The following is a 6,862-nucleotide window of genomic DNA, read 5'->3' on the forward strand; positions in this document are numbered from 1 at the left end:
TGATGACCTGTTCTTTGAGTGTTGTCGGATTCGTCGGAAGCTCTGGTGTCTTCGCCGAACACGCGGCCAAAAAGACTGCGGCGAAATTCGCTAATATGAGTTTCTGAAACCGTGGTCGGTTCATTGAGTTCGATTGCTGAGGGGCCTGTTCGTGAGAACGCAAAGACCGTAGTAGCGCTGCCTAACGAGGTTGTAGGATAAGTCCCGAAGCAGGCCAATGTGGAAACGGAACTTGAGGCGACGCCACGGGTTTGTCGTGCATCGAATGTGGTGTCGTTTCGTCTCGCTGTCGAGCATCTGCCATGGCCCGCTACAAGTCCCTCGATACGAACCCGCAATTCCTGAGCGTCGACCTGGCGCGCCAGTTGCTGCCCGGCACGTTCGAGCACGCGCTGAACCACCTGCTCGATCACGAAGTCGATCTGGCGCACTTCGACGCCCGGTTTCGGAATGATACGACCGGCGCGCCGGCATACCCGCCGGCCATGCTGCTCAAGGTGGTGCTCTTTGCGTACGCGCAGGGCATCGTGCGCAGTCGGGCGATCGAGCGCGTGTGCCAGGAGCATGTGACGTTCATGGCGCTGTGCGGCATGACCGCGCCCCATTTCACCACGATCGCCCACTTCGTCAGCACGCTGCGCGACGACATCGCCCAGGTGTTTGCGGCGGTGCTCGCGGTGTGTGACGGCCAGGGGTTGATCGGCCGCGAGATGTTCGCGATCGACGGCGTGAAGCTGCCGAGCAATGCGTCGAAGCATCGGAGTGGCACGCGCGCCGAGTTCACGAAGCGGGCGGAGAAACTGGAAGCGGCAGCCAAGACGATGTTGGAGCGGCATCGGGACGCTGATACGCGGGACCTCGAGCCCGATGTCGCGGCGAAAACGACGGCACGCATCAAGCGGCTCACGCAGGATGCGGAGCAGTTGCGGGAGTGGCTCGCTGCGCATCCCCAGGACCGCCACGGGCCGACGGGTGGCCTCCGCAAGAGCAATCGCACCGACAACGAGAGCGCCAAGATGGCCACGGACAAGGGCGTGATCCAAGGGTATACCGGTGTGGCCGCCGTCGATGCGAAACATCAGATCATCGTGGACGCACAAGCGCATGGCACGGGCTCTGAACAAGAATTGCTGCTCCCTGTCGTGGAGGCCCTCGCGGCGCTCCGCACGAGCGACACGGTGCTCACGGCCGATGCGGGCTATCATAGCGAAGCAAATCTCGCCGCGCTCGCGGCGCTCGAGGTCCCGGCGCTCATCGCCGATCCGGATATGCGGAAACGCGATGAGCGGTTTGCTGACCGCGAGCACCACACCACCGCGCCGAATCCGTTGCATGACAAATCGGGTACCGTGAAGAAGACGCTGCCGGTGTTCGCACCGAGCGACTTCACCTATGACGCCGACGCGCGCACGTGTGTGTGTCCCGCCGGGAAGTCCCTCTATCGGAAGGGCGCCAGCAACGTCACGAACGGCTATGTTGGCGAACACTTTCGCGGTGCAAAGCGCGACTGCGGATCCTGTGCTTTGCGCGACCAGTGTTTGCGGACGCCCGCGACGACGATCGTCCGCAACGTGGCGTTCTTTCGTGGGCGAGAGGACGCGGAGACCGAGACGCACACGATGCGCATGCAGCAACGACTCGATACGCCCGATGGGCGCGAGCAGTACGGGCGTCGCTTCGGCACCGTGGAGCCGGTCTTTGGCAATGTGCGCTACAACAAGCGGCTCGATCGCTTCACGCTGCGTGGCCGCACGAAAGTGAACGGCCAGTGGCTGCTCTTTTGTCTGGTGCACAACATCGAAAAGCTCACCCACGCAGGATACGCCGCGTAAATCACCACACGGGCGGCGTCCGCGCCGTCCCAATTGACAGGATTACGACGAAAATCTGACGAAACGCACTGTTCAACAATGCTGAATCTCTTCGCGTGGAGTTTTGCGCGACGCGGGACCTTCACCGGAGGTGCGTTGAGGCTTTTTCTACAGCCTCAACGCCTAGCGTTCTGCTGCAGCGCATCAAAGATAGTGCGGCCGGACGGGCGACGTGCGCCAGCACGGCGACCGCCTGCCGCAAACGAAACGCGCTGTCAGCAGCAACGTTTCGTTAGACACCGGCGCACGGGACGGCAACCCTAGCGTCGGAGCGGGTGCTGGTCAAACGTGACGGACGATTCCACTTGTGCATCACCGATTGCGCTGTCGAGGTAGAGCCAACCGCCCTCAAGATCCGCATACGACCACTGAACCGTGAACAGTCCTGCGCCGACAAGCCGCTCACTACCGTTGTCGGTCAACTGCACCTGATTGGAATCGCCGCTCGATCGTATGTACCGCTCAAAAACGGTTCCGACTCCACGCCCCATATGCCCAGTGCTTGAGCGAGCACGCCACCGATACGATGCCTCTGAATCACGGAAAGCGGTAAACTCTAGGATCGCGGTTCCGCGTGGCGTATGGACTACGAGCATCTGTCCTTTGGCAAGGCGAATGGCTCCACCGCTGCGTCTGTCAAGATTCGCCCTGATGGAAGGCGCCTCACTCGCCCGTGTACGGTTGGCTAGGAGAGAAGGCGGAGACGACCGAGAGAACGTTCTAACCGACGCGCCACGCGAAGGGACGGTGCACCCGAACGCGCCAACACTCAGCACCAATATCGCAATCGCATACCGAAACATTCCGAGACCCTCCTTTAGGTGTCTAACGCTTTGCGTTCTGCTGCAGCGCTCTAAACAAAATGCGGCCGGACGGGCGACGTGCGCCAGCACGGCGGCCGCCTGCCGCACACCGCAGCGCGCTGACAGCAGCAACGGTTCGTTAGATGGCGGCAGGTCGACCAATGCGCCGAGAATTCTGCCGCCGCGTACAGGTGCTCACGCGACAACCACCGACACGGCGCGCACTAGGACGCGGAGGGCGTGTGGCCGCGATCAGCGATGAGGCGCTCGGTAAACTGTTGCCCATCGGCGAGACGATGGAGGTCCGCCGCCTGGGTCTCAAGCTGTTGCTCAAGTATTTCGACGCGTTCACACAACGCGAGAAATTCCGGCGCTGACGTACCTCTGCGTTCGAACGCGCGAATCGCTCGTAAAGCCAGATATCCACCGCCAGCGACAACCGCGACGAGAAAGAGCGGCCAGATCAAGAGGACAAAGAATGGGAGCATTTCGACCATCGTGCGGGTGCTCAGGTGAACTACAACGTCGCCGCAGGTCCCGAGAGGAACGTACTGCGAGCGTGAGTGAATCGCATCAACGATGGCTTGGTCGGTGCGCGGCCGGCAGACAAGGCGCCCACGTGGGACAGAGCCGCTTAATTGGACCGTTCACTTACTCGCCACAGGACCCATGCGATCGCCCCAATGAACGACAGGTGCACCACCAGCCAACTGAGCGCCGCAGCACGCCACAACACGGGGGACGGGTAGTCCGCTGGGAGCGGCCACGGCTCGTACCACCGCATGCCCGATGCGCTTGTTCCCCGACGCGGGTCCACCATCCGTCGCTCCGTCGTCCACGCTTTCACTTGGACCGCAGCGATAAAGAGAAGAAACCAAATCAGAGCGAGGAAGTGTCTTGGCATTGCCACGTGGGATTGTTCCGGCCATCTAACGCTTTGCGTTCAGTTGCGAGCGATCAAACGAATGCGAGCGCAGCGAGCACACATTGACTCGCTCGTCAGCTGCAACGCGTTGTTGGGCAGCGGCGCAAGACACTACGCGCTCGCATGTTCCCAGCGCTGCGCGAGTTCGCGGAATGCCGCTTCGTGCTCCGGCCAATCATGCAACGTGGCGGGATCAAAGTCGGCACCATTCGGCCAGACGATCGTGTGCACTTCGGGGTCGACGCGGACTTGATTGAACAGCGCAAGGTCGCGCAATGGACCAAATAGCTCGCCGGCCAGCATGGGCCGAAAATCGATGTGGCGCTCTAGGCCATCGTCAAATCGAAGCTGCAAGGTGAACGGCGCCACGACGTCACAGGATTGCACGCGATAGATGGGATGGGGCATCGCTCGTTAGGCTAGAGGGTCGATAGGGATTGGCGCCTGGCCGTTCTGCAACCGGCTCCAATCGTCGAGCAGCTCCTGCTGATGCAGCTCGGCCCACGCTTCGACGAGGCGTCGCTGCCTGGTCGGTAGCGATCCGGCGATCACATCAACCGGCTGGATGCTGACCACCGCCACTTGATCCTGCCAGTAGGCGTGAAAATGGGCTAGGTGGTGCTGCCCGCCCACCTCGGTGAACATGCGAACGATGATTCCGAAGAAGCGGCTGAGTTCGGGCATTGGTGAATGATACACTGGCCAGGGAAAGGCGGCCCATCTGCGTGGCGATGGCGGCCGCCGATCACGTACAGCGACAGGCCCCCAAAATCGAGATGCTGTCAACGCGCGGACCTGGACACGGTGCTTACGGAACAACTTGGTAAGTCTGCCCAACGCCTGGCGTTCAGTTGCAAGCGATCAAACAGTCGCGAGCGCAGCGAGCATTCCCTCCCCGCTTGCCAACTGCAACGCGTTGTTATGCGACCTGCAGCGGCCGGATGTGAGCAATCTCCTGCTTCAACCCACGGGCCGCATCCCACAGATCGACGTTGCGCTGCAGATTCAACCAGAACTCGGGCGAGTTGCCAAACAACTTCCCGAGCCGTAGCGCCATCTCGGGCGTGACGGCGCGGCGCTCGCGCAGCAGTTCATTCACGGACTGCCGAGAGACGCCCGCGGCCTCTGCCAGTGCGGTCACCGAGAGTCCGTACTCCGACAGAAAGTCCTCGCGCAACATCTCGCCAGGGTGAATGGGCCGGCGTTCGCGCGGGCGTGTATTGGGGACACTCATGCGAGGGCGCTCCGATTAGTGATAGTCGCAGAACTCAACATCGTACGCATCGCCATCCTCGAATCGAAAGCAGACACGCCATTGATCGTTGACGGCGATCGCATGCTGGCCAACTCGGTCACCTTTCAGCAGGTGCAGCCGATTACCCGGGGGCACCAGCAGGTCTGGGAGGCGAAATGCCGCGTCGATCGCTTCCAGCTTCCGCAGTGCGCGCCGGGCCACGTCGGCCGGGACACGCTTCGCCTTCCCGGTACGGAAGAGCTCTTCGGTCGTGCGGTCGGCGAAAGTCTTGATCACACTAGAATGTACCGTGTCACGTGACACGTGTCAATTGCACGTCGGATCGCATAACGCCTGGCTTCTGCTGCAGCGCTCCAAATATACTTGCGCGCGCAGCGCGCATTCCGAAATGCGCTGTCAGCAGCAAGCAAGGTTAGACGCCGAGGTGGATTCTGGTCGACAGGTGTCGCCGAGCTTTGGAAGATCGCGCAAACCTTGTGCATCGACGGTGACTCGCAAGTCTCTCATCGCTGGGGGCCGGAGTAGCATCATCGCACCGCGAACGCGCCGCTCCCGAGTTCGCCTTGTTGCCTTCCATCACTGAACTACCGCCACACCTAGAACCACTGGTTGAGATCGCCGACGAGATACACAATGACATAGAGACCGCAGGCGGCAAGAAAGACAAACTGCCACACCCGCACGCGCTGCTGCTGTGCGTGCGTGAGAAACGCGCTTACCACATGATTCACGAGTAGCATTGAGGCTACTACGAAATTGAGCGATGCCCAACCTAGCATCTCTGGGAACGTACGCGCAGTGCGGTACGCCATGACAAATAGTCCAAGAATCACCACCAGAAACCCGTAGCGCCAAGTCGGGTGATCAGTAAATGCGGTGACACGATCAGGTGGACGATTCACAAATGCCTCATTGATGTTGGACGTCTAACGCCCGAGCTAAGCTGCGAGCGAATGCAATAAAGTGCGAGCGCAGCGAGCTTCGATAACTCGCTCGTCGGCTTCAGCGCACGTTAGGCCACGTAGAACTCCGTCGCTGCGCTGGACGCCACCTACGACAATCCTTCGAAGATTCAGTCCACCGGGCGCATGCCGCACTATACTGGTCGGGTACGAGCACGAAGGCGAATCGCGTGCACCACCGCGCCCATGGTAGCAGTGCCGACCGCCGCCACTGGATTAAACCCGGCGCCAACAAAGCCAACGACGCCCCACAGCACCGCGCCCGAAGCCACCGACGCGATCACGCGCTGAAGCTGGACATCGCGCAGAAGGCTCCAGCGAAGGAGCGGCCCGACGACTCCACCGAGGGCCGCGCCGACTCCTGCTGCCGCCGCGAACGCGATGTCGTAGTACGGGAATCCGTGACCAAGCACGAACAGCAGCGCGAGCACGCCGAAGACGCCAGCGCAGACGAGCGCTCCGAGCAGCGCCCGCCGAAGACGAGGGCAACACTGGCTGCAGTAGCGCGAATCCAACAGGTCATCCGAGCGTCACAATGCTTGCCCGTGCTCGCATCAGTTGCGCCAAGGTCGGTACCAAGCACGCCGTCCTGAACGCGGCGCAGCAATGCGGCCGAGGTCCGCCGCGTTCTCCTCATCCAAACCCGTCGGCCAGGCGGGATCTTCCCGCTGCCGTTGGCGCTCGCGGAGCTTCCACCACCGCGTTCCAACGTTCACGTCTCGGCGCATGATGGGTGCGTCGGTCAGCCGATCAATGACCGGGAGCGCGATCGAAAGGACGACGATGGCAACGAGACCGATGACGAGACCCATTTAAAACCCTCTGCGCGGTGAGAGGCTGATGCTGGCAAACTCTCTGGAGCGGCCTAACGCTGGCTTCTACTGCGGGCGCTCCAACAAGACGCACGCGCAGCGCGCTTCAGAATGCGCCCGTCTGTAGCAAGCATCGTTAGGCCTGCGCCGCAGCTCCGATGCGGCTGGAGCACCCGTGTAGTCGATTCTTCAAAGATACGCGAGAATCCGTGAATACCGCGGCCGTGTCAATGG

At 61.5% G+C, this 6,862-nt stretch carries 8 protein-coding genes; 2 read left to right on the plus strand and 6 right to left on the minus strand.

Translation table 11 applies throughout. From position 1 onward, the window contains the following. The first annotated feature begins 302 nt into the window (after positions 1-302). Both ACLL97_RS05440 and ACLL97_RS05445 read left to right on the plus strand, forming a co-directional pair. Complete coding sequence (locus ACLL97_RS05440; protein WP_411279465.1) at positions 303-1,832, plus strand: IS1182 family transposase; 1,530 nt, start codon at positions 303-305, stop codon at positions 1,830-1,832. Positions 1,833-2,916: 1,084 nt separating this feature from the next. Beyond that, the gene (locus ACLL97_RS05445) at positions 2,917-3,051 is read left to right on the plus strand and encodes a hypothetical protein (RefSeq protein WP_411279466.1); all 135 of its coding nucleotides are present in this window, start codon (positions 2,917-2,919) and stop codon (positions 3,049-3,051) included. Positions 3,052-3,710: 659 nt separating this feature from the next. On the opposite strand, the gene ACLL97_RS05450 is transcribed toward ACLL97_RS05445, so the two are convergent. The 6 genes from ACLL97_RS05450 to ACLL97_RS05475 form a co-directional block, all read right to left on the minus strand. After that, on the minus strand, positions 3,711-4,007 hold the full coding sequence (locus ACLL97_RS05450) for a DUF2442 domain-containing protein (protein ID WP_411279467.1): 297 nt from the start codon (positions 4,005-4,007) through the stop codon (positions 3,711-3,713). Between the two features lie 6 nt (positions 4,008-4,013). Continuing rightward, entirely contained in the window at positions 4,014-4,283 is a 270-nt protein-coding gene (locus ACLL97_RS05455) for a DUF4160 domain-containing protein (protein WP_411279468.1), read from the minus strand. A gap of 235 nt (positions 4,284-4,518) precedes the next feature. Beyond that, entirely contained in the window at positions 4,519-4,833 is a 315-nt protein-coding gene (locus ACLL97_RS05460) for a HigA family addiction module antitoxin (RefSeq protein WP_411279469.1), read from the minus strand. Positions 4,834-4,848: 15 nt separating this feature from the next. Next, on the minus strand, positions 4,849-5,130 hold the full coding sequence (locus ACLL97_RS05465) for a type II toxin-antitoxin system RelE/ParE family toxin (protein ID WP_411279470.1): 282 nt from the start codon (positions 5,128-5,130) through the stop codon (positions 4,849-4,851). Between the two features lie 320 nt (positions 5,131-5,450). After that, complete coding sequence (locus tag ACLL97_RS05470) at positions 5,451-5,756, minus strand: hypothetical protein (RefSeq protein ID WP_411279471.1); 306 nt, start codon at positions 5,754-5,756, stop codon at positions 5,451-5,453. 194 nt (positions 5,757-5,950) lie between these two features. Next, positions 5,951-6,247, minus strand: coding sequence for a hypothetical protein (locus ACLL97_RS05475; RefSeq protein WP_411279472.1), 297 nt, complete (start codon positions 6,245-6,247; stop codon positions 5,951-5,953). Between the last annotated feature and the right edge of the window lie 615 nt (positions 6,248-6,862).

Source organism: Gemmatimonas sp., assembly GCF_046594945.1.
Lineage (GTDB): Bacteria > Gemmatimonadota > Gemmatimonadetes > Gemmatimonadales > Gemmatimonadaceae > Gemmatimonas.